The sequence below is a fragment of the Algoriphagus confluentis genome (genome assembly GCF_036245625.1).
Taxonomy (GTDB): Bacteria; Bacteroidota; Bacteroidia; order Cytophagales; family Cyclobacteriaceae; genus Algoriphagus; species Algoriphagus confluentis.
Window position 1 is genome coordinate 289,485 of sequence record NZ_BTPD01000008.1, and the last position, 20,504, is coordinate 309,988.

Here is a 20,504-nt window from a genome sequence, read left to right on the forward strand (position 1 = left end):
CGCCTCTGAGAGTTCCCAGAGGCATTTTCTATTCTTTGAAACGATGGAGTTTTTTGACTTTCAAATCAAAACTTCACCACCGCTTCCACTTTCTGTCCGGACCGTTCGATCACCACTTGGGTAGAGTCTCCTTTTTGGAAAGCACTCAAGGCACGCATGTAGCTCATCATGTCGTATACGGTGGAGTCTCCGAGCTGTACGACCACATCACCTTTTTGGATTCCGGCCATTTGAGCAGGCTTGCCTTCAGATACCCCATCGATACGCATGCCTTTTCCATCAAACATATAATCCGGCACGACGCCCATGGACACCGTAAATCGCGGAGAATCGCTGGAATCTTTGGTCTTGGTGAAAGCCAATTTGGGCTCAGCATCAAGGGAAGTGACGAGGCGGGAAATGTAGCGGACTACCTTCACCAATCCTTCATAATTGATCTTGTCCGAATCATCACTGGGCTTGTGATAGTCTTCATGTTGACCGGTGAAGAAGTGCAATACCGGCAAATCCTGCAGGTAAAAAGAGGTGTGGTCAGAAGGACCTACACCGGATTCGGAGGTTACCAGTTTGAGGCTATCCGCATTGATCTGATCGAGTACTGGGACAAAGCTCGGACTAGTGCCAACCCCATTGATGGCTAAAGAATTATCTTCTTTTAGTCGGCCCACCATATCCATATTGATCATGTAATTGACGGTGGATAGGTCGATGGTAGGGTTTTTGACAAAATAATTGGACCCCCAAAGGCCGTTTTCCTCACCGGAAAAGGCGATGAACAGCACATTGCTATTCAATTGCTCATGCTTTAAAATCTGGGCCAAGCCTATCAATGCAGCCGTTCCGGAAGCATTGTCATCCGCCCCATTGTGAATTGCGGAATCTCCGCGGTGCATAGAACCCTGACCGCCCATTCCCAAGTGGTCAAAGTGCGCACCGATCACAATGGTTTTGTCTGCTTTTTTGTCCAAAAATCCAATCACATTGCGCCCGGTGATTCCTTCTCCGTCTGTGCCGATTACCGCTTCCTCGTGAGGGTTGCTGGGTTTGGAGACAGTGAAAGATTGGAAAAACCCTTCCGTTCCCTTGGCTTGCAAGCCAACTTTTTTAAACTCCTGAGCCAAATACTCAGCCGCTTTTTGCTCTCCCTCTGTACCAATCGCTCTTCCCCCCAGGTCATCGGCAGCCAGATAGACAATATCCTCTTGAAGGCTCGTTTTCAACGTTTCATCAGTTGGAGGACCCTCACAGGACGCTAATCCAAGGGATGCGGCAAAGATGTAGCTGAATTTGGAAAGAAAGTTCTTCATGTTTTTGTGGATTTAACCCAAAGATAATAATTGGTATCTTCAGGGTTTACATCTTTTACTCCCCAAGCAAAATATGAAGAACTTCCTCTTTTCCCTTGCCTTTCTTACTGTGGCTTGTTCACCAAAAACCGAAACGGTCACAGAATCTGAGGTCCGCTCTGCCACAGATTACTTGCTTCTCCACCCTGAGGAAATGAACTACCTCAAAAATATCAAGCAGCTCACCTTCGGTGGCAACAATGCTGAAGCGTATTGGTCATTCAATGATTCTTTGTTGGTTTTTCAGTCGGATTTTGCCGGATGGGGAAATGAATGCGATCAGATGTTTTACCTTAACTGGCGGGAGGATGACTTAAAAAACAATCAACCTCAGCGAGTCAGTACCGGCTTGGGAAGGACGACTTGTTCTTATTTCCTTCCGGGAGATCAGACGATCGTCTATGCATCCACCCATTTGGTGGACCCGGCTTGTCCTCCGGTACCTGAGCGAAGAGCGGATGGCAAATATGTGTGGCCGATCTATGATTCTTTTGACATTTTCACTTCAGATTTGCAGGGAAATATTCTTTCTCAATTAACCTCAGAACCAGGATATGACGCAGAGGCGACAGTTTCTCCCAAAGGGGACCGAATTGTCTTTACTTCAATGCGGACAGGAGATTTGGAGCTTTTTACGATGAATATCGATGGAACCGACATCAAGCAAATCACCTCGGATTTGGGCTATGACGGTGGAGCGTTTTTCTCCCCTGACGGAAGCAAACTCGTATGGAGAGCCTCTAGACCTCAGACACCAGAGGAAATCAAAGAATACCAGGATTTGCTCAAGGAAGGTTTGGTGAAGCCGACAGATATGGAGCTTTATGTAGCCAATGCTGATGGCACAGATATCCGGAAAATCACCAGCCTGGGCAAAGCCAACTGGGCTCCGTTTTTCCATCCTTCCGGCGAAAAGCTGATTTTCGCTTCCAACCATCAGACAGAAAGAGGCTTTCCTTTCAACCTGTTTATGATCAACCTAGACGGCACCGGCTTGACCAGAATCACACACGACGGGACTTTCGATGCCTTTCCTGTGTTCTCCAATGATGGGAAATACCTGGTTTTTGCCTCCAACCGAAACAATGGAGGAACCCGGGATACCAACCTGTTTGTGGCGGAGTGGATCGGGGATTAAACCCAAGCTGAGCGAATTTCAAAAACCGCCTTTGGGCGGTTTTTTTGGTTCAGGGCATATCCTTTTTTATCTTCTGCCTTCGTTCACCAACTTTTTCCGTCCATGAAGATCAATAATCGACTGATTTTACCCCTTTTGACTACCATCATTCTCCTTTTGGCGAAGTTTTATTTACATGAGGAGTCTCAAGCTTGGAGCGGTTTTTTCCAGTATTTATCCCCTGTCAATACGATTCTGATTATTGTCGGTGTGGTATGGACACTGCTTGTAGGGACTGGGATTGCTAAGCGTGAGTTTTTGAAAAGTTACGACATCAATCAGGAAGATAACCTCAAGGCTAGAAAGGTCTATACCCAGGTGAATATCCTCCAGAAGGTGGCCAACTTTGTAATTTTGCTTTTTGGGCTAGGCTTGATTTTGATCTCTTTTGAATCGATCAGACAGATCGGAGTGGGGTTGTTTGCTTCGGCGGGATTGGCTGGAATCATCATCGGGTTTTCCGCCCAAAAAGCCATAGGAACGCTGATTGCCGGGATTCAGATTGCTTTTGCTCAGCCGTTTCGCTTGGACGATGCGGTCGTCGTGGAAGGAGAATGGGGCTGGATTGAAGAGATCAATCTGACGTATGTGGTGGTTCGGCTTTGGGATCAGCGGCGATTGGTACTACCCACGACGTATTTTTTGGAAAAACCTTTTCAAAACTGGACCCGAACCTCAGCGGATATCATCGGCAGTGTTTTTATTCACACGGATTACACAGTATCTTTTGAAGAGATGCGAAAAGAACTGGACCGGATTTTGGAATCATCTCCGCTTTGGGATAAAAAGGTGAAGGTCCTCCAAGTGACAGAAGCCAGAGAAAGAACGGTGGAAAGCCGGATTTTGGTTTCGGCCAAAAACTCCCCAACTGCCTGGGATTTGCGCGTGTACGTGAGGGAGAAAATGATTGAGTTTCTTCAAAAAAACTATCCCGATAGCCTGCCAAGAGTTCGGGTTTCCTTGGATCAGTCTTCTTCTTGCTAGCGGGATGAGGCAGTGGGTAATTATCTTGGCTTTACTGGGAATACCTGGGATGGCTTTTTCTCAGGACTTTTCCACTCCGGATCCCCTTTTCAATTTTTCAGGATTTCTCAATCTATACTACGGGTATGATTTCAATGAGCCGACGACGCTAAAGCGACTTCCATTTTTATATAATCATGCGCGCCATAATACCCCTGCGGTAAACTTGGCTTTGCTCAATGTTGCTTTCCGATCCGGTCGATTTCGGGCTAATCTAGGAATTCAGCAAGGAACTTACAGTAGGGATAATTATGCCAACGAACCCGAAGCACTGCGATGGATTCATCAGGCCAATTTGGGATTTGCACTCAATCCCGATCAAACCCTTTGGCTGGAGGCAGGGGTTTTGCCCTCCCATATCGGCTTTGAGAGTGCGATTTCCAAAGACCATCTGACTCCCTCCAGATCTTTGATTGCAGAAAACAGCCCCTACTTTGAGACGGGTTTCAAACTGGGATGGCAGGCGAATGAGCAGTGGTTTTTTGCGTTGCTCTACCTTAATGGCTGGCAGAGGATCAAGCCTATTGAAGGGGTCAATAAACCCTCTTTTGGCACTCAGATTACCTACACTCCCCTAGCCACTCTCACGCTGAATTGGAGTACTTTCCTGGGTACAGATGCAGGCATTGAAGCCGGTACTATGATTTTTTTTAGCAATATGTATGGGGTATTCGCTCCGAGAGAAAATTGGAAGCTTATTGCCGGGCTGGATGTAGGCAATCGGGTGAATGAATTTTCATCCAATCAATCCTGGTGGGGGGCTTCTTTCATTGCTCAATTCAGCTTTTCGGAAAAGCTTCGGGCAGCTATCCGGGGAGAATACTTCCACGACCCTTTGCAGGGAATCGCTTTCTCTTTTTACGATACAGGCCTGCAGGCTGGAGGGCTTTCGCTGAATGTGGATCGGAATATCCGCAATTGGGGATTGGTGAGACTGGAAGCTCGATATTTGGATTCTCCCCATCCTTTTTATCAAAAAATTCCCGATCCCAAAACTGAAAACCTGTTTATAATGGGTACATTCTCGCTTTTTTGGGGTCAGAGCTCGTCTAGACGAGAAAGATAATCTTCTGCCTTATCCAGAATTTCCTGTTTGTTTCCCATCTTATCCCAGGTACGGTACATCATTCCTATTCTTGGATTTTTTTCCAAAAGCGATCGATTTCGTGAATAAAAGTGCCAATAAAGCGAGTTGAAAGGGCAGGCTTTGTCTCCCACTTTTTCCTTGGAGTCATAGGCACACTGATCGCAATAGTTCCCCTGCTTTTTGATGTAATTGGCCGAAGAGACGTAAGGTTTGGTTCCTACGATTCCTCCATCGGCAAACTGACTCATCCCGCGGGTATTGGTGATTTCTACCCATTCGATGGCATCAATGTAGATTCCCAAGTACCATTGGTCGACCTCATCCGGATGGATTCCTGCGAGCAGCGAGAAATTTCCGGTGACCATCAATCGCTGGATATGGTGGGCATAAGCCAAGTTCAGGGATTGCCCGATTGACTCTTTCAGGCAATTCATTTTGGTCTTTCCGGTCCAAAACCATTCGGGTAGCTTTCGCTCGTGTCCAAAAAAATTCATGGCTGCAAACTCAGGCATTTTGGTCCAATAGATCCCCCGCATGTATTCTCTCCAGCCGATGATCTGTCGGATAAAACCTTCTACTTGAGCAATAGCGATTTGATTTTGGTGAGCATGCCAATAGTCCTCCACTTTTCGGACTACTTCAAGAGGAGAAAGCATTTTTGAGTTCAAGGAAAAACTCAATCGGGAGTGGAAGAGGTAAGGATCCCAAGTAGTCAAGGCATCCTGATAGGCTCCGAAATTCGGTAATAGCTGCTCACAAAAGTGATCCAGGAGTTCCAGGCTTTCAGCTCTGGACACGGGCCATGGGAAATTTTGCGGATCAAGATTACCGATCGTTTTTACCCCGGCTGATTCTATCATTTGGACGATTTCCTGAACATTTTTGGGATGAAGGAGGGGCTTTTGGAGTAGCTTTTTGTCTTTTAATGCCTGTCTGTTGTCCTGATCATAATTCCATTGACCGGTAAGGGGCTCCTTACCGTCCATCAGGATTTCGTATTGCTTTCTCATTTCCCTGTAGAAGGTCTCCATGAGGTAGGTTTTTTTCCCTTTAAAAAAGTCCTTCAAGAATTCCCTCGAGGTCAAAAAATGCTCAGAATCCGCCGCCTGAGTTTCTAAGGATAGGTTTCCCCCCAACTTCTTCAGCTGCTGATCCAGTCTGTATTCATCCGGGAACTGGTATTCGAACCGGGTAAAGTTCTCTTTTTTTACCAAAAGAGATAGTTGCTTTTCAAAACACTGTTGATTTTCAGGATCGTCCAACTTGAAGTACAGGACTCGATGCCCGTCTTTTTTGAGTTGATCGGCAAAGGTTCTCATGGCCAAAAAGAAAGCGACCACTTTTTGGATATGGTGCCGGACGTAGTCGGTCTCTTGCTTGACTTCCATCATCAAGTAAGTGACGGAGGAGTCGGTCTTGGAAAACCAGGAATGCTTGGAGTTGAGCTGATCTCCAAGAATCAATCGAAGCGTTTTGGACATAAAAAAAGGGCTTTACTGAAATAAGCCCTTTTTTAATTGGATTGTTTTCGTGGTCAATATTTGAAACAGGGCATGGAGGATTTTCTTCCTGCACCTTTTCCTGAAGCAGCCAAAAAGCTGTATCGGAGGCTGACCTCATGGGCTCCACCTGTGTTGGCATTTCCCAAAGAGGAAAGGGTAAAGTCATGGCTGTATCCCATGCTCAGACCTGAGGAAACGGAGATTCCCACCAAAGCAATGATGGACTCATGAGTAGTTTGGTTTGCTTTGGAAACCGGAATCCCCCGATACCAAACACCTAAAACTAATGGCTGAAGATTTACCTGTGTACCCAAGTCCATTTGCTGAAAAGGTCCTTGGTTCTTGTAGTTGAAGGCAAATGTCAATTCTCTGTTTCCGGTGGTGTTGTTCAGGAAGTTTCTGGAAGCTCCACCTGATAGATCGATTTTATATCCTCCATGGGCGGAAAACTTCACGGGAAGTTGACTTAGTTCATTGTCGATAAATGATATGTTGGGCTGGGTAATGTGATGGGCAGAGAATCCAAACCAAAGATTGTCGTTGTTAAACATGAGTCCTACACTGTAATCGGCAAATTGGTGCCGGAAATCTTCACCAAGATTTTCACCTGAAAAGTCACCGATGGCTCCTGTCTGGTCGTCGATTTGGCTTCCAAAAACCAAATTGCCGAAATAGGCATCCCGGTCCATGAAGCTTACCTGTCCACCTACTCTCAGAAAAGAACGGAACCCAAGTCTTGCTCTATAGGCATAAGTGAGGCCCATTTCGGAAACGCTGAGGTTAGCCATGCTTTGTTGGGAGCGATTGAAAATCAGTCCTACGCCACTATTTGCACTGAAGAAATAATGGTCTACATGAGCAGAATAAGAGACAAAGCTTTGGTCCAGCCCCGGCCATTGATTTCTGTAGTTCACCCCAAAACTGGTACCCTCCGAGGCCCCGGTCATGGCGGGGTTGAGGTAGAGGGGATTGGCATAAAACTGGGAGTACTGGATATCCTGAGCCTGCATCGAGGAAGTGATGAGACCAAGGGAGAGTAGGAGTGCGATCAGGGTAAAAGTTTTTTTCATAAACTTATCTGATTAGGGTGATTCCTCCTGAGCGGGTATGGGTGATTCCGCTGGAGGTAAGGGTGTAGGTGATTCGGTAGAGGTAATTGCCTGGTGGTACCTGCTGTCCTCTATAGGTGCCATCCCATCCGGCTGTTTCAAGGGATTCGGTGACAAAGAGTTTTTCACCCCAAGTGTTGAATACTTCAAGGGTAAATGATGTAACTCCTTTTAGCTTGGGTAAAAAGGTATCATTCAATCCATCCCCGTTGGGTGAAAACGCGTTGGGAATGACGACCATTTTTTCTGGAGCATTGACCTGAATGGTGTTGGTTTCTACTGCGGAGCATCCGTAAACATCATATCCGGTCAAGGTGACCTCGTAGGTTCCTTCTTTTTGGAAAATGTGAATAGGGTCTTTTTCAGTAGAGGAGCTTCCGTCTCCAAATTCCCAGGTCCAGGAAAGGATTTCAGCCGCAATTTCACTTTCGAAGAGGATTTCCTCTTTGACCAATACTTCCGGTTCGCTGGTGATGGTCAGTTTTCTATATCCAAAGTGAATCCTTGAATCCAAAGTTGAGCCATTGGGGATTTCTACAAGAGTTTCTGCTGTAGTCCTACAGCCAAGGGCATCCACTATGTCTACCTTGAGTTTTCCGGATTCCCTGAAGGAGATTTCACGGGAACTTTCGGAGGATGCCCAAGTGACCTGATAGGGTTCTACTCCCCCTTCTATTGTCACCCAAGCCAATCCTGATATTTCTCCCTTTGCACAATCTACCTCAAGGGCAGTTTCTATTTTTGCCTTCAGGCCTTGATTCTGCTCGATGGAAAAATTGACAGCCACTACACAACCTGACTCATCTGTTATTTCAACAGAATAAGTGCCCGGTGCTAGGTCTGTTCTTTTTTCACCTCCTGCTTTGCCATCGGACCAGATGATGGAGGGATTTCCCAAAGCTCCTTTAATTCCCAAGAGGACAGATCCATCAGGATTTCCCGAGCAGGTGACGGGTTTATTCTCCAATACTTCCACTTGAAGTCCTGAGGAATTCGAAAGGTTGAACTGTTTTTGGGCTTGGCAGCCGGAGGCATCGGTTACGGTCACTGTGTAGACCCCTGAAGCCAAACCGGAAATTTGGGATGCATTGGAGCCCGTATTCCAACTGAAGGAATAGGGAGCTTTGCCACCTGTTGGTTTTAGTTGGATAGTGCCGTCTGCATTTCCAGCACAAGAAGGCTCGGAGACTGTTTCCCCAAGGAGAAGTGGGGCAGGTGCCAAGATCAAATAGGAAGCTTGTACCGTACACCCTTTGCTGTCTTGCACTTGGACTTGGTAAGTTCCTGCAGCAAGGTTTTCCAGACTTGATGAAGTGGGACCATGGCTCCACTTGTAGGTGTATGGGCCTTGTCCTCCGCTTACGTTCAGGTTGATTTTTCCATTTTGATCAGTGCTGCAGCCAATGTTTTGGATAGATTCTGTCAAGGTAAGACCTTCGGAGGCAGCTTTTATTTCAAAGGAAATACTCGTTTCGCAAAAGTACTTATCCCCTACCGTCACTGTGTAGACTCCCGGAGCGAGATTGGATGCCTCCCAAACATTTTTTAAGCCATTGCTCCAAGTGACCTCGTAGGGAGGGCTGTCTTCCTCATAATCATTCCGGCCGATTTTTACGCTGATTTTGGCATATCCATCCTTTCCTGATCCGCAGGAAGCATCCTTTTTTTCGACGGGATTTAAGATCAGCGGGAAAGGTGGTTGAATGACAATGCTTTTTTCAATGGTTTTTCCGTCAGAATCCGTGATCCAAACAGTGTAGGTTCCTGCATTGAGATTGGTACGGTTTTGGGTCGTTTCGTTGGTATTCCACTTGAATGAATATGGAGCTCTTCCTCCATATACCGACAAGTTGATGCTCCCCTTTTCGGAGTGGGAGCAGAGCGCCAATATTCCGCTTACTTCTACCCCCATATCGGCATAGCTATGGATTCGCTGACTGGACCTGTCCGGAATATTGAATGCAAATTGGGAAAAGGAATAAAAGGGAATAAATGCCAACATGGACATCATCCCAATTCTCAATACCCCTATTCTTTTTCCCTGAAACATTGAATTTATCAGTGGTTTATTCGCTTTTTTTCACTCTTTATTTTTGCTGTATAATATCTATTTTGTGTATTTTATATTTTAGAATAATATTTTTTGCAAATCATATACTGCAAAATGATATTCTATAAATCATACAGTTTTGGTTAAATAGAGGGAAAAAATTTTTATATGCAACAGTCTAAGCGACTGCAAGTCTGGAATTTTCGACTTAGAAAAATGAAATTTTTCTTGAAATTGTCTTATAAAATAAAAAACTGTTTTGAACCTGCTTTTTTGATTATATGAAATAAAAAAAGCCTGAATTTCAGGCTTTGAAAAAAAAATCGAATTTTTTTTATCCAAGTAAATTAATTCTGGATATCAGTATCTAAAGCAAGGAATTACCCTAGCTCTCTGGTTTCTGGATTTGGGATCCCCCCAAAGAAAAGTATACCGAAGAGAGACTTCATGAGCTCCTCCGCTGTTTTTCTGTCCCAATTTGGAAACGGTGACATCATAGGAGTAGCCGATATCCAATCCAGTGGGAAGAGATAGGCCAATAAGTCCAATAATGGCTTCGTTGTTGGGCAAATTATTTTTGGTGGGAAGGCCCCTGTACCAAATTCCTAGGACAAGGGGTTCCAAAAAGAGTTGGGTTCCTAGGTCCAGTTGATTGAATGGATCTTGCTGCTTGTAGTTGAAGGCAAAAGAAATACTTCTCTCTTGCCCGATGTGGGTGAAGTAATCCCTCCCACCCGGAGCCAAATCGACTCTGTATCCTCCTTGAAGGGAAACTTTCATCGGTAGTACACTGGTCTGATCCTCTACAAAGGAGATATTTGGCTCAGTCAAGTGATGTGCTGAGCCTCCCAGCCAGAATTTATCATTGTAAAACATCCCCCCAACGGCATAATCAAAGAAGGAATACCTGCTGTCTAGAGGTACCCCGTTGAGTTCGTCAGTGATTCCACCCACAGTTCCGTTTACAATATCGATCATGGAACCAAACACCAAGTCTGAGAAAAATGCATCCCGCTGCATGTAACTCACCTGAGCACCGATTCGGAAAAATAAACTTTCGCTCAATCGTAGTCTGTAGGAATAGCTCAAACCGATTTCATTGGTGGAGAGATTGGCGAGTGTTTCCTGATTTCCGTTGAAAATGAGCCCTATGCCACTGTTATAGTCGAAAATGTAATGATCGATATAGGCTGAGTAGGAATTAAAACTATGGTCCAGCCCGGGCCATTGATTCCGATAGTTGACACCTACCCGGGTCAATTCACTTGCCCCGGTCAAGGCAGGATTTAGATAAAGAGGGGCGGCATAGAATTGGGAATATTGGACGTCTTGCCCATAGGAATATCCCGCCAACAATAGCGAAACACACATAGCAATACTTCCGATAATTTTCCTCACCATAGCTCTAGCCCTCAAGGGCAAAGTTAATATCAATACATTCAAATGATCAGATTCTTTCCACTTAAATGGAATGAACAACTAGGGCTTAGGATTGGGTGAGCAATCATTCCCGGTCGATTGTCGTCACTGAACATCGAGTTGTAACCGGGGATATCATACCCGGTTCAATAATTATACCAAAGGAGCCACTTGGGCTCCTTGAGTTTTAAATTTCTATCAGGACCTGATTTCTGGTCAGATCCTCAAACTCCTCTCGCTTTCGGATGAGGTGTGCCTTTCCTTGCCATACCAATACCTCTGCAGGTCTGAGTCGGCTGTTGTAATTGGAGGCCATGCTGTATCCATAAGCTCCTGCATTTTTGATCACAAGCAGATCATTGGGCCTGATTTCAGGCAATTGCCGATGAGCGGCCAGGGTATCTGTCTCGCAGATGTAGCCTACGATGTTGTATTTTTCCAGCTTCCCTTCCGGATTGCTGAGGTTATAGATATCATGATAGGCCTCATACATCATGGGGCGAATGAGGTGATTCAGCCCGGAATCTACTCCGGCAAAAGTGATCGTCGTAGAGCTTTTCACTACGGCCGTTTTGACCAAAAGTAAACCTGCTGCGCTAACCAAAAACTTGCCCGGCTCAATCCAAAGCTCTAAGGAACGACCATATTTCCTGCAGAACGCCTCAAATGCCTTAGTCACGATCCTTCCTACTTCCATCACATCTGTGGACGGATCTCCTTCCTTGTATGCTACTTTGAATCCCCCACCGAAATCCAGAAATTTTAGCTCAGGAAACTGCATAGCCGCTTCAAAAAGGACATTGCCCCCTTTTAAAAAGACTTCTGCATCGTAAATGTCTGAGCCGGTGTGGACATGGAGTCCCCAGATTTTCAACCCATATTCATTAACAGCCTCAACGATCTCTGGCAACAAATCGATAGATATCCCAAATTTACTTTCCACATGGCCAACGGAGATTTTGTGATTGCCTCCAGCGAGGATATGCGGATTGATCCGGATACACGCAGGTACACTTCCTCCATAGGTTTTGCCGAATTCCCTGATCAATGGGATACTGTCCAAGTTGACTATCACTCCCAAATCCACCGCTTCACGGATTTCTTCAAAAGGCACTCCACTCGGGGTGTACATGATCTCAGGAGCCTCAAATCCTGCCATCATACCCAGCTTGACTTCCTCGATAGAGACCGCATCTATCCCAGCTCCTGCATTTTTGATCAGCTTTAAGACCGATAGGTTGGAAAGGGCTTTCGTGGCATACTTGATCTTGAAGGGCACACTGCTGAATGCCTTCTGTAAAGTTTCGATCTGTTCTACGATCTTTTCACCGTCATAGACATACACCGGAGTTCCAAATTCGTGCGCTATGGATTCAAGAGAGACTCCCTGGATTTGTTGTGGGTTTTGCATGGGAATAAATTTCACAAAGAAGGCACAAAGGTACCCATTAGAAGCTGAAAACGGAACCCAAGTCCAATCTCCTTCCTCGTTTTGAAAAGTCCTTTTACCATTTCAACTTTTATCCTTGCGTTAAAACATGTTAACCAATTAAAGCCCGGAGCCATAAGGACTAAATTTGTACCATGTCTAAACGCAGTATCACCCTGATCATTGTATTGATGTCCATGGCCAGCTTCGGTCTGATGGGCTTCCAATATTACTGGGTGAGAAATGCCATCCGGATCAATCAGGAGCGATTTGACCAAAATGTGGTTCAGGCGCTTTCCGGTACTATCGAGGAGTTGGAAAAGGGAGAAGCCAGCGGAGTCATCCTCAGTCAGCTGATTCGGGATTCTGCACTTCAGGAGTCACTTTTTAAAAAAATTGATCCCATCGATCTCCAACAAATCCGCACTACCCCCAATTACTCCCGGCCTTCGGTGGTGGACACTATGCTCGCAGGAGCTATGCCGCAGGTCAGTCCTACCTTCCGGAGAATTCTCATGACCCGGGGATTGGATATCACTCTCTTGTCAGAATTGGAGAATTTTTTCACTTATATGACTCCAGAAATTGCTTCCACGATATTCACTCCGGATGAGATGCAGGTTTTGCTGGAGGAAAAAGAAAGACAGCTCGCCTTTTTGAATAATCAGCCTGTCTTTTACTCAAGGAGTCAGACTTTTACACAAGTTCCGGAAGTCATGGCAGAGGTTAATATTGCTGAGGATGTACTGGACAAAATAAAAAGGACCAACTTGAAAATTGATCTTCTCAATAAAGCTTATGCGGAGTTGGCAGAGGGACAGCAGGCGATTTTAGATCGCTTGGATACGGCAGAGGTTAGAAAGCTCCTCAAAAATCAATTGTCGATAAAAGGAATCGGAGAAGAATTTGAATTGGGCTTGACCGGAGACAAAGGGAATCTGATTCCTATCGGAAAAGTAAATGACCCCAAAGTAGTACTTCAGTCTGGTGTCCAGGCTAAGCTTTTTCCAAATGATATTCTGGGGCGGGACAATTACCTTCACATTTACTTTCCGGAGAAAAATACGCACGTAATCCGTCAGGTTTGGCTCCCGATTTCCAGTTCGGTCGTCTTTATTTTGGTCATCATCTGGTGTTTTGTCTATGCCATTCAAGTCATTTTGAGGCAAAAAGCCCTTTCAGACACCAAAAATGATTTTATCAACAACATGACCCATGAGTTTAAAACTCCTCTGGCCACAGTAAGTCTTGCCGTAGAGGCACTTCAGGACCCGGAACTCTCCAATCAGGATACCTTCCGAAGCCGATATCTGGGGATTATTAAGGATGAAAACAAAAGATTGGTTTCCCAAGTAGAAAAAGTCCTTCAAGCGGCTGCCTTGGAAAAAGGAGACTTCAAACTCAAGATCGAACCGATAAATCTTTCTGAACTGCTGGAGAGTACGATCGAACACATCAGCCTGCAGGTAGAAAAAAAGGGGGGAAAGATCGAGCTGCAGGATAAGCTAAGGGATCCCATACTGGAAGGAGATGCGTTTCACCTTACCCATATTTTCAATAATCTTCTGGACAATGCAAATAAGTATTCAAGCGAGACTCCCCGGATACATGTAGAAGCTCAAGAGGACGGAGATCAGATTCTGGTCAAGATCCAGGACAACGGAATCGGTATGAATAAAGAAGCCCAAAGAAAGATTTTTGATAAGTTTTATCGGGTTCCTACCGGAAATGTACACGACGTGAAAGGCTTTGGCTTGGGATTATCCTATGTCAAGACCATGCTGGAAGCTCACCACGGCGGGATTTTTGTACAATCCGAACTCGGTAAAGGAAGTACATTCACGATAAACCTACCCAAAAGACAATGAGCAAAGCCAAGCTATTAGTAGTCGAAGATGATCCTAATCTGGGTGATATTCTTCAAGAGTATCTTCAGATGAAAGGGTACGATACCATCCTCTGCCGAGATGGGGAAGAAGGATGGAATAAATTCAAAAAGGATAAATACGATCTCTGCCTTTTGGACATCATGATGCCCAAAAAGGACGGGTTTACCCTAGCCAAAGAAATCAAAAAAGTGCAGGAAGACCTTCCAATCCTTTTCCTTACAGCCAAAAACCAAAAAGACGACATCATCGAGGGACTCAAAATCGGTGCGGATGATTACCTTACCAAGCCGTTCAGCATGGAGGAATTACTCCTGAGGATCACAGCTATCCTTCGCAGAACCCAGAAATCCACCGAGGTGACTCCTCTGAAGACCTATACTTTCGGGGACTTTGTCCTGCACTACGACGAGCAGTACATAGAAGGACCGGAGGGAAAACACAAACTCACTTCCAAGGAAAATGAGCTGATTCGTCTGCTTGCCTCAGAGATCAATAAGCTGGTCAACAGAAGTCATGCGCTGAAGCAAATCTGGGGTGATGACAGCTATTTCAATGCACGCTCAATGGATGTGTATCTGAGCAAAATCCGAAAAATCCTTAAAGACGATCCCAAAGTTCAGATCATCACCGTGCATGGAGAGGGATTTAAGCTGATTGTGGGAGAAGGATGATTGGAGTATCTAGAATCTAGTCGTTAGTATCAAGAAAAAAGCCCTGAATTGAATCAATTCGGGGCTTTAGGGTTTTTTAGGCAGAGATAAATCCTGCCGAAATCCGATATCCCAAATCCAAAATAGCCTCAAACCAACTCCGCCCCAATCCCGGGACCAGCTGGAAAGGTCACTTTTTCGGGAGTAATCCCCACGCCTCTTGCCGGGTCTTTGGCCAGGAGCATCGCCCCATCCATATCCACATAGTCCAGAAGCGGGGCAATGTGGGCAATGGCGGTGATTCCGACGGAGGATTCTGTCATACAGCCTACCATCGTTTTCATGCCGAGTGATTTAGCCTCATGGATCATTCGCAATCCCGGCGTGATACCACCTGCTTTGACCAGTTTTACATTGATGGCATGGAATAGCCCATGGCATTTTTTGACATCACTCTCCACGATGCAGCTTTCGTCAGCCATCACCGGTAGTTTGGAGTGTTTGAAGACTTCTTTCATTCCTTCCAGATCATCTTTGCCTAGTGGCTGCTCCATAAATTCCACGCCGAGTCGGGCCAATTCTTCCGAATAGCGAATGGCTTGATCCGCAGTCCAGGCACAGTTGGCATCGATGCGAAAAACCGCATTTGTATGCTTTCGAAGTTCTTTTACGATCTCCAAATCTCGATCTGTACCTAGCTTGATCTTGTAAATCGGCCAATCCACTTCCTTCATTTTGGCGACCATTTTTTCCACGGTATCTATGCCGATAGTGAAATTGGTCAAGGGGATATTTTTAGGATCAAGGCGGAGGTATTCATACAGTTTTTTCCCCTGCTTTTTAGCAAACCAATCCCATGCTGCCAGATCCAGTGCGCATTGGGCGAAGGGATTCTCCTCAAAAACCGCTTTACCCAGCGCCCAAAGCTCTTCGGGTGTTGTCCATTTTCCACCCTCTACCAGAGGTCTTGCTTCTTCCAAGCAGGCACTCATATTTTCAATGGTCATCCCGTAGAAGGGATTGGTGGTAGATTCACCCAATCCGTAGAGGCCTTCTCCTTCCAGTTTGACAATCAAAGTGTCCTGCACATCCCGGCTTTGGTGGGCGATGGTAAAGGTATGTTTCAAAGGAAGGTCAAAAACTTGGTAGCTAAGCTTCATGGGAGGATTTTTGAGTTTGGGCAAAAATAAACCAATTTATTTCTCCCGAATGCCTAGTTTTAATCCGAGAAGAAAGAAAAATGCCCAATTATGAAGAACCAATTCCATCTTTTGTCTACCCTCCTTTTCCTATTGACCTCAGCAGCTGCATTTTCTCAAGTTGCTTATGAGAAAATCGCCTTGGAGAAAATGGAGGCCGCTTTTGACCAATACAAAGAGCCTGCGATCACCCATCGGCGATTTAAGCATGCCGATCTTCAGCCTTTGATCCAAAAGCACTCGGGAGCATTCCAAGTGGAGCAATTGGGAGAATCTATCGAAGGTAAAAGTATCTATTCTATGAAATGGGGAGAAGGAAAAACCAAAGTGATGCTTTGGTCCCAAATGCACGGCAATGAAAGCACGGCTACGATGGCCCTTTTCGATCTTTTTAATTTCCTCGAAGGGAAAAATGACGGATATGATGATTTGAGAACTCTTTTGAAATCGGAATTAAACCTGAAGTTTATCCCCATGATCAATCCGGATGGAGCTGACGCGTTTAAGCGTAGAAACTCACTCGACATTGATCTCAACCGGGATGCCATTTCTCAGATTTCGCCTGAAGCCGTGATTTTGAAGTCGGCTAGGGATAATTTCGAACCCGAATTCGGATTTAATCTTCATGACCAGCAGATTTATTACAATGTGGTCAATACGCCGAAGCAAGCCACCATTTCGCTTTTGGCACCAGCCTACAATTACGAAACCGAAATCAATGAGGTAAGGGAAAGAGCAATGAAGACCATTGCGGGCATGAACGAACTGCTTCAGCAGATGATTCCCGGAGGAGTGGGCAAATACGATGATGCCTTCGAACCGAGAGCCTTTGGGGACAATATTCAAAAATGGGGGACCAGCACCATTCTCATTGAGTCCGGGGGCTATCCCGATGACCCGGAGAAGCAGGTCATCCGCAAAATCAACTTTGTCATTATTCTGAATGCGCTGCACCAAATTGCCACAAGAGGCTACGAGCAATACACGACGGAGCAATATTTTTCCATTCCTGACAATGGGCTTCAGTTGGTAGACCTGAAGATCAATGAGATGCTTGTGGAGGCAAATGGCAAAAAATACCCGATAGACTTGGTGATCAGAAGAAGAGAGTCTGAGGCCAATGGCTCCTATTTCGTTTCTGGATCCATTGATGACTTGGGAGACATGCAGGTGTATTTTGGTTTTGAGGAGATAGACGCGACGGGATTGGAGTATGTAGAAGGGAAAGTATACCCTACTGCCTTTGGGTCGATAAACGATCTTTCAGAAGAAAAAGCCCTTGAACTGCTTCGGCAGGGATTTATGGCTGTAAAGGTCAACAACGGTGCGCCTCGAGAACTTCACGGCTTACCGATCCAAGTGATGAAATCTACTGACAAACTTTCTGGAGGCTGGACAACAGGTTCTGCCCCCAATTTCTTTTTGGGAAAAGAAGGGAAGCTTAGATACGCAGTGATCAACGGATATTTAATTGACTTGGAAAGCCCCAAATCACAGCTTTTCAAGAACAGGATTTTATAAGTGTTAATTCTGGTAAAAGACCCTAAAAACCCGTCGATTAGGCGGGTTTTTTGCATTTATATCCTTGTCAAATTTCAGTATATTGATCACAGCAAAATCTAGGAAAAATGAAAAACAACACCTCCGCCATCGTCTTTGCCATCGCCATAGTTATAGCCGCCTTTGTGTTGGGAAATGCTGTGATCAATCGAAACCGTCCTCAAGGCACGGTCAATGTCACGGGATTGGGTGAGCAGAATTTTACATCAGACTTGATTGTTTGGGAGGGAAATTTCACCCGGGAAAGCAGGGACCTTCAGTCGGCCTATTCCAGTCTGGAAAAAGACCGAAATGCCGTCACCCAATACCTAAAATCCAAAGGAATTCCCGAAGATCAGCTCGTATTCAATGCCGTCTCCACCAATCCCCTTTACGAGCAGAATTATTCCAACGACGGACGCTATTTGGGTCAGACCTTTACAGGCTATCAACTGAGTCAGACTTTGGTCATCGAATCCAAAGAAGTGGAAAAAGTGGAAAAAATCAGTCGGGAGGTGACCGAATTGCTCAATCAGGGGATCACCTTCTATTCTCAATCTCCGCGGTACTACTATACCCAATTGGAATCGCTCAAGCTGGAAATGGTTGCCAAAGCCACCGAAGACGGAAGAATCCGCGCCGAGCGGATTGCAGAAAACTCCAAGGCCAAGTTAGGCGACCTGATCACTGCCAATATGGGTGTATTCCAGATTACCGGGCAAAACTCAGGAGAAGACTATTCTTGGGGAGGAGCTTTCAACACTTCTTCCAAAAACAAAACCGCATCGATCACGATGAAGTTGGTGTTTGAAGTGGATTGAGTTACCGTTTTGGGAACTTTTTGTTTACCTTTTCTTTTCCAGAATAAGAATCATTGCCAAAAGTACCCTTCGAGAGTTTTGGGAACGACATCCTGATTCGGAACAGGCTCTCAAGTCATGGTTTCGTGAATTCGAGTTGGGAAGTTGGAGCACCTACAATGAGCTTAAAGTAGATTATCCCTCCGCCAGTATTCTGAAGGACAATCGTGTGGTATTAAATATCAAAGGGAATCATTATCGGTTGATCGTCAAGTTCAACCTAGACTATCAGACTGGCTGGATAAGATTTATAGGAACGCATGCTGAATACGATATATTCAACTCCAATATCATCTAACCATGAAACCGATTCATACCGAGGAAGAATATAAAATTGCCCTTCAGCGGGCTGAGGAGCTCTTTGATTCCAAAAAAGGCACACCTGAAGGTGACGAATTGGAGTTGCTGTTGATTCTGATCGACAAGTATGAAAAAGACCATTTCCCGATTGATCTCCCTGATCCTATCGAAGCCATCAAGTTCAGAATGGAACAGCTCCAGATGAAACCCAAGGATTTGGCCGATTTGATCGGATACAAAAGCCGAGTAAGCGAAATTCTGAACCGAAAGCGTAAGCTTACTTTGGACATGATCCGGAAACTTCATGTCAATCTGAATATTCCCACGGATGTATTGGTTCAGGAATATTGAGGGTAATCGTGAAAATTGAAAACAAACTTCATCCCCGCAATCTGCACCAAGGACGCTACGACCTCGAAGCCCTTTCGGCTACCCTTCCTGAGCTCAAAGCCTTTCTTTTCACCAATGATTATGGAAACCTGACTTTGGATTTTGCCAATCCAAAAGCTGTCAAATCTCTGAATCGGGCGCTTTTGAAGCATTTTTACCAAGTGGGCTTTTGGGATATTCCCGATGGATTTCTTTGCCCGCCCATTCCCGGCCGAGCAGATTACATTCATCATTTGGCTGATTTGCTGGCGCAAAGTAATGCGGAGAAAACCCCAAAAGGGACCAAATTCAAAGTTCTCGATATCGGTACAGGCGCTAATTTGATCTATCCTATTCTTGGGAATGCAATTTATGATTGGAGTTTTGTGGGCTCAGAATTGAATCCAAAAGCCATCGAATCCGCCAAACAAATCTTGGCGAAGAACCCTCAGCTTGAGGATAAAATTGAGCTTAGGCTTCAGCCTGATCCTTCCAAAATTTTTTCCACAATCATTCAGCCCGGGGAGTTCTTTGACCTTACGCTTTGTAATCCTCCTTTTCACGAATCGGCTAAAGCCGCTCAGGAAGGCAGTCAGCGAAAAGTCCGAAATCTGACCGGAAAACCGGTTGCCAAGGCTGAATTGAACTTTGGGGGACAAGCCGCCGAACTTTGGACTGAGGGTGGAGAACTGGCCTTCGTCCGAAAAATGATCCAAGAAAGTGTGCAATTCAAAAATCAGGTCTGTTGGTTTACTACCCTGATCTCCAAATCAGAAAATCTACCTGCTATTTTGAAAATGCTCGGGCAAGTTGGGATTCAAGGGCAAAAAGTAGTCGAAATGTCTCAAGGCAACAAGAAAAGCCGATTTGTGGCTTGGACATTTTTAAGTTTGAAGCAGCAAAAGGCCTAGGCGAGTTATCGATGGAGATAAAAAAAGCAGATCATTTTGACCTGCTTTAATTTTTGTAATCGGTAGGAATCAACTATTCAGCGTGTATTCGGAGCTGATTTCCATGTTTAAGGCTTTGGATATCGGGCAATTTTCCTCAGCATCTTTGACTTGCTTGGCAAATTCCTCTTCGGAGATTCCATCTACCTGAGCCTTAAGGACTAAGTGGGATTTTTTCAAAGTACCCTCTTCAAAAGTAATTTTTGAGGTGACTTCCAGGGATTGTGGAGGGAAGTTGACCCCGCTGAGGTTGAAGCTGAGCTTCATGGCAAAACAGCCGGCATGGGCTGCTGCGATCAATTCCTCTGGATTGGTGCCTACTCCATCTTCGAATCGGGTGTTGAAAGAATATTGAGTATCCTTAAGAACTGTACTGTCGGTGGTCAAGTGGCCGGAGCCTTCTTTGCCACTTCCTTTCCAAACGGCGGTTGCTTTTCTGATCATGGGATTAAAGAGTTTTTATGGTGAAAAGATACAGAGTAAAGGAAATTTTAGAGGTTAAAGTTTCTTGAGATTAATTTTTCGAGGATATTTTAAAAACGGAGAGTTTATTTCATTCGAATAAAAAGGAAAATTTCTCACAGATTTCACTGATGTCCACAGATC

General features: G+C 45.2%; 18 protein-coding genes. 10 read left to right on the forward strand and 8 right to left on the reverse strand.

The features are described from left to right. Window positions 1-65: 65 nt before the first annotated feature. On the reverse strand, window positions 66-1,307 hold the full coding sequence (locus AAA943_RS14045; RefSeq protein ID WP_338224894.1) for a M28 family peptidase: 1,242 nt from the start codon (window positions 1,305-1,307) through the stop codon (window positions 66-68). 73 nt (window positions 1,308-1,380) lie between these two features. Between AAA943_RS14045 and AAA943_RS14050 the strand changes: the two genes are divergently transcribed. From AAA943_RS14050 to AAA943_RS14060, 3 genes are all read left to right on the forward strand, one after another. After that, window positions 1,381-2,484, forward strand: coding sequence for a TolB family protein (locus tag AAA943_RS14050; RefSeq protein WP_338224895.1), 1,104 nt, complete (start codon window positions 1,381-1,383; stop codon window positions 2,482-2,484). A 102-nt stretch (window positions 2,485-2,586) separates the two neighbouring features. Continuing rightward, on the forward strand, window positions 2,587-3,507 hold the full coding sequence (locus AAA943_RS14055) for a mechanosensitive ion channel family protein (RefSeq protein WP_338224896.1): 921 nt from the start codon (window positions 2,587-2,589) through the stop codon (window positions 3,505-3,507). 4 nt (window positions 3,508-3,511) lie between these two features. After that, complete coding sequence (locus AAA943_RS14060; RefSeq protein WP_338224897.1) at window positions 3,512-4,612, forward strand: porin; 1,101 nt, start codon at window positions 3,512-3,514, stop codon at window positions 4,610-4,612. On the opposite strand, the gene AAA943_RS14065 is transcribed toward AAA943_RS14060, so the two are convergent. The 5 genes from AAA943_RS14065 to lysA form a co-directional block, all read right to left on the reverse strand. Then, complete coding sequence (locus AAA943_RS14065; RefSeq protein ID WP_338224898.1) at window positions 4,585-6,114, reverse strand: cryptochrome/photolyase family protein; 1,530 nt, start codon at window positions 6,112-6,114, stop codon at window positions 4,585-4,587. The genes AAA943_RS14060 and AAA943_RS14065 overlap by 28 nt on opposite strands. A 53-nt stretch (window positions 6,115-6,167) precedes the next feature. After that, the gene (locus tag AAA943_RS14070) at window positions 6,168-7,205 is read right to left on the reverse strand and encodes a PorP/SprF family type IX secretion system membrane protein (protein WP_338224899.1); all 1,038 of its coding nucleotides are present in this window, start codon (window positions 7,203-7,205) and stop codon (window positions 6,168-6,170) included. Window positions 7,206-7,209: 4 nt separating this feature from the next. Then, entirely contained in the window at window positions 7,210-9,294 is a 2,085-nt protein-coding gene (locus AAA943_RS14075) for a T9SS type B sorting domain-containing protein (protein WP_338224900.1), read from the reverse strand. Between the two features lie 360 nt (window positions 9,295-9,654). Beyond that, window positions 9,655-10,695: a PorP/SprF family type IX secretion system membrane protein gene (locus tag AAA943_RS14080; protein ID WP_338224901.1), complete on the reverse strand. Its 1,041-nt coding sequence runs from the start codon at window positions 10,693-10,695 to the stop codon at window positions 9,655-9,657. Window positions 10,696-10,900: 205 nt separating this feature from the next. After that, a complete protein-coding gene (gene lysA, locus AAA943_RS14085) occupies window positions 10,901-12,124 on the reverse strand; it encodes a diaminopimelate decarboxylase (RefSeq protein ID WP_420915608.1) in 1,224 nt (407 codons plus the stop codon). A 173-nt stretch (window positions 12,125-12,297) separates the two neighbouring features. On the opposite strand from lysA, the gene AAA943_RS14090 reads away from it, so the two are divergent. Both AAA943_RS14090 and AAA943_RS14095 read left to right on the forward strand, forming a co-directional pair. Beyond that, entirely contained in the window at window positions 12,298-14,010 is a 1,713-nt protein-coding gene (locus AAA943_RS14090) for a sensor histidine kinase (protein WP_338224902.1), read from the forward strand. Further along, on the forward strand, window positions 14,007-14,702 hold the full coding sequence (locus AAA943_RS14095) for a response regulator transcription factor (RefSeq protein ID WP_338224903.1): 696 nt from the start codon (window positions 14,007-14,009) through the stop codon (window positions 14,700-14,702). Before AAA943_RS14090 ends, AAA943_RS14095 begins: the two co-directional genes overlap by 4 nt. 128 nt (window positions 14,703-14,830) lie before the next feature. On the opposite strand, the gene AAA943_RS14100 is transcribed toward AAA943_RS14095, so the two are convergent. Beyond that, on the reverse strand, window positions 14,831-15,841 hold the full coding sequence (locus AAA943_RS14100; RefSeq protein ID WP_338224904.1) for a dipeptide epimerase: 1,011 nt from the start codon (window positions 15,839-15,841) through the stop codon (window positions 14,831-14,833). A 90-nt stretch (window positions 15,842-15,931) separates the two neighbouring features. On the opposite strand from AAA943_RS14100, the gene AAA943_RS14105 reads away from it, so the two are divergent. The 5 genes from AAA943_RS14105 (at window position 15,932) to rlmF (ending at window position 19,859) form a co-directional block, all read left to right on the forward strand. Continuing rightward, window positions 15,932-17,401 carry a M14 family zinc carboxypeptidase gene (locus AAA943_RS14105; RefSeq protein WP_338224905.1) on the forward strand — a complete coding sequence of 490 codons (1,470 nt, stop codon included), beginning with the start codon at window positions 15,932-15,934 and terminating at the stop codon, window positions 17,399-17,401. A gap of 107 nt (window positions 17,402-17,508) precedes the next feature. After that, on the forward strand, window positions 17,509-18,240 hold the full coding sequence (locus AAA943_RS14110) for an SIMPL domain-containing protein (protein WP_338224906.1): 732 nt from the start codon (window positions 17,509-17,511) through the stop codon (window positions 18,238-18,240). Between the two features lie 43 nt (window positions 18,241-18,283). Next, on the forward strand, window positions 18,284-18,577 hold the full coding sequence (locus AAA943_RS14115) for a type II toxin-antitoxin system HigB family toxin (RefSeq protein ID WP_338224920.1): 294 nt from the start codon (window positions 18,284-18,286) through the stop codon (window positions 18,575-18,577). 2 nt (window positions 18,578-18,579) lie between these two features. Beyond that, window positions 18,580-18,930 carry a helix-turn-helix domain-containing protein gene (locus tag AAA943_RS14120; RefSeq protein WP_111391512.1) on the forward strand — a complete coding sequence of 117 codons (351 nt, stop codon included), beginning with the start codon at window positions 18,580-18,582 and terminating at the stop codon, window positions 18,928-18,930. 8 nt (window positions 18,931-18,938) lie between these two features. Next, on the forward strand, window positions 18,939-19,859 hold the full coding sequence (gene rlmF / locus AAA943_RS14125) for a 23S rRNA (adenine(1618)-N(6))-methyltransferase RlmF (RefSeq protein WP_338224907.1): 921 nt from the start codon (window positions 18,939-18,941) through the stop codon (window positions 19,857-19,859). 69 nt (window positions 19,860-19,928) lie between these two features. Here rlmF and AAA943_RS14130 read toward each other — a convergent pair whose 3' ends face one another. Then, window positions 19,929-20,342: an OsmC family protein gene (locus AAA943_RS14130; RefSeq protein WP_338224908.1), complete on the reverse strand. Its 414-nt coding sequence runs from the start codon at window positions 20,340-20,342 to the stop codon at window positions 19,929-19,931. Window positions 20,343-20,504 lie beyond the last annotated feature (162 nt).

What these genes read in the sequence shown, in the direction of transcription:
- AAA943_RS14065 (WP_338224898.1), bottom strand. Translation starts at nt 6,114, where the DNA reads ATGTCCAAAACGCTTCGATTGATTCTTGGAGATCAGCTCAACTCCAAG.
- AAA943_RS14080 (WP_338224901.1), bottom strand. Translation starts at nt 10,695, where the DNA reads ATGGTGAGGAAAATTATCGGAAGTATTGCTATGTGTGTTTCGCTATTG.
- AAA943_RS14090 (WP_338224902.1), top strand. Translation starts at nt 12,298, where the DNA reads ATGTCTAAACGCAGTATCACCCTGATCATTGTATTGATGTCCATGGCC.
- AAA943_RS14050 (WP_338224895.1), top strand. Translation starts at nt 1,381, where the DNA reads ATGAAGAACTTCCTCTTTTCCCTTGCCTTTCTTACTGTGGCTTGTTCA.
- AAA943_RS14075 (WP_338224900.1), bottom strand. Translation starts at nt 9,294, where the DNA reads ATGTTTCAGGGAAAAAGAATAGGGGTATTGAGAATTGGGATGATGTCC.
- AAA943_RS14055 (WP_338224896.1), top strand. Translation starts at nt 2,587, where the DNA reads ATGAAGATCAATAATCGACTGATTTTACCCCTTTTGACTACCATCATT.
- AAA943_RS14045 (WP_338224894.1), bottom strand. Translation starts at nt 1,307, where the DNA reads ATGAAGAACTTTCTTTCCAAATTCAGCTACATCTTTGCCGCATCCCTT.
- AAA943_RS14100 (WP_338224904.1), bottom strand. Translation starts at nt 15,841, where the DNA reads ATGAAGCTTAGCTACCAAGTTTTTGACCTTCCTTTGAAACATACCTTT.
- AAA943_RS14105 (WP_338224905.1), top strand. Translation starts at nt 15,932, where the DNA reads ATGAAGAACCAATTCCATCTTTTGTCTACCCTCCTTTTCCTATTGACC.
- AAA943_RS14060 (WP_338224897.1), top strand. Translation starts at nt 3,512, where the DNA reads ATGAGGCAGTGGGTAATTATCTTGGCTTTACTGGGAATACCTGGGATG.
- AAA943_RS14110 (WP_338224906.1), top strand. Translation starts at nt 17,509, where the DNA reads ATGAAAAACAACACCTCCGCCATCGTCTTTGCCATCGCCATAGTTATA.
- AAA943_RS14095 (WP_338224903.1), top strand. Translation starts at nt 14,007, where the DNA reads ATGAGCAAAGCCAAGCTATTAGTAGTCGAAGATGATCCTAATCTGGGT.
- AAA943_RS14070 (WP_338224899.1), bottom strand. Translation starts at nt 7,205, where the DNA reads ATGAAAAAAACTTTTACCCTGATCGCACTCCTACTCTCCCTTGGTCTC.
- lysA (WP_420915608.1), bottom strand. Translation starts at nt 12,124, where the DNA reads ATGCAAAACCCACAACAAATCCAGGGAGTCTCTCTTGAATCCATAGCG.
- AAA943_RS14130 (WP_338224908.1), bottom strand. Translation starts at nt 20,342, where the DNA reads ATGATCAGAAAAGCAACCGCCGTTTGGAAAGGAAGTGGCAAAGAAGGC.
- AAA943_RS14120 (WP_111391512.1), top strand. Translation starts at nt 18,580, where the DNA reads ATGAAACCGATTCATACCGAGGAAGAATATAAAATTGCCCTTCAGCGG.